The following is a 1,218-nucleotide window of genomic DNA, read 5'->3' on the forward strand; positions in this document are numbered from 1 at the left end:
GCTGCTGGGTGCGTCGGTCATCAGGCAGCGGGCTTGCTGGGTTTTCGGAAATGCAATGGTGTCGCGGATCGATTCTTCACCCGCTAGGAGCATCACCATTCGGTCGATGCCAAAGGCAAGCCCGCCATGGGGAGGAGCGCCCATATCGAGGGCATTGATCAAGAAACCAAATTGCTCTTGAGCTTCTTCAAGGGGGAGACCCACGGTTTGCAGCACTTGGCGTTGCAGGGCGGAGTCGTGGATGCGAAGGGAGCCGCCACCGAGCTCAAGACCGTTCAAGACAAGGTCGTAGGCCTGTGCTCTCGCGCTCGGCAGGGTGGTTGCCCATTGCGCGGGATCACTGCCCAGGTCGTCGGTGTTTGGGGCACAGAACGGGTGGTGTAGGGCTTCATATCGGTCTTCATCGCCGTTGAACTCGAACATTGGAAAGTCCACAACCCAGAGGAAGTTCCATGCATCGTTTTGCCGATCGGGTTGAACCAGCTTGAGTTCCTTCGCCAGGTACTGCCGCACGCGGTCGAGAGCCTTGTTGACGATGGCGGTTTCGCCAGCTCCAAACAGCAACAGGGTGCCTGGCGTTGCACCGGTTCGCTCCAACAATTCGGCTTTCTGCTCGTCAGACAGGTTGTCCTTGATGGCTCCAATCGTGTCGATTTCGCCGCCGTCGCGGACGCGAATGAAGGCCAAGCCCCCCGCTCCAGCAGCTTGCGCTTCGCTGAAGACATCTCCACCAGGCTTGATCCGGACGTTCGACAGGGCATCGTTACCCCCCGGCACGGCGATGACTTTCACCGCCCCGCCGGATTTCACGGCTCCACTGAAGACTTTGAAGCCCATGTCCTGGACGATGTCGGACACCGTCACCAACTCCATGCCGTAGCGCGTATCCGGTCGGTCGGTTCCATACCGCTCCATGGCGTCGTGCCAGGTCATGCGTGGGAAGGGACGGGGAAGTTCGATCCCTTTCACCGACTTCCAGATCGCACAGATCAGATCCTCATTGAGTTGGAGAATTTGTTCCTCACCCATGAAGCTCATTTCGATATCCAGCTGGGTGAATTCCGGCTGGCGATCGGCGCGCACGTCTTCATCCCGGAAGCAGCGAGCAACTTGGTAGTAGCGCTCAATGCCCCCCACCATCAGAAGCTGTTTAAACAGTTGAGGCGATTGGGGTAAGGCAAACCAATCGCCGCCACAGACGCGGCTCGGGAGCACATA

At 58.7% G+C, this 1,218-nt stretch carries 1 protein-coding gene; it reads right to left on the reverse strand.

The window, feature by feature from the left end:
* A partial coding sequence (aspS, locus tag WH5701_RS00655) for an aspartate--tRNA ligase (RefSeq protein ID WP_006169899.1) occupies positions 1 to 1,218 on the reverse strand: 1,218 nt, incomplete at both ends.

The sequence above is a fragment of the Synechococcus sp. WH 5701 genome (assembly GCF_000153045.1).
Taxonomy (GTDB): Bacteria; Cyanobacteriota; Cyanobacteriia; order PCC-6307; family Cyanobiaceae; genus Regnicoccus_A; species Regnicoccus_A antarcticus.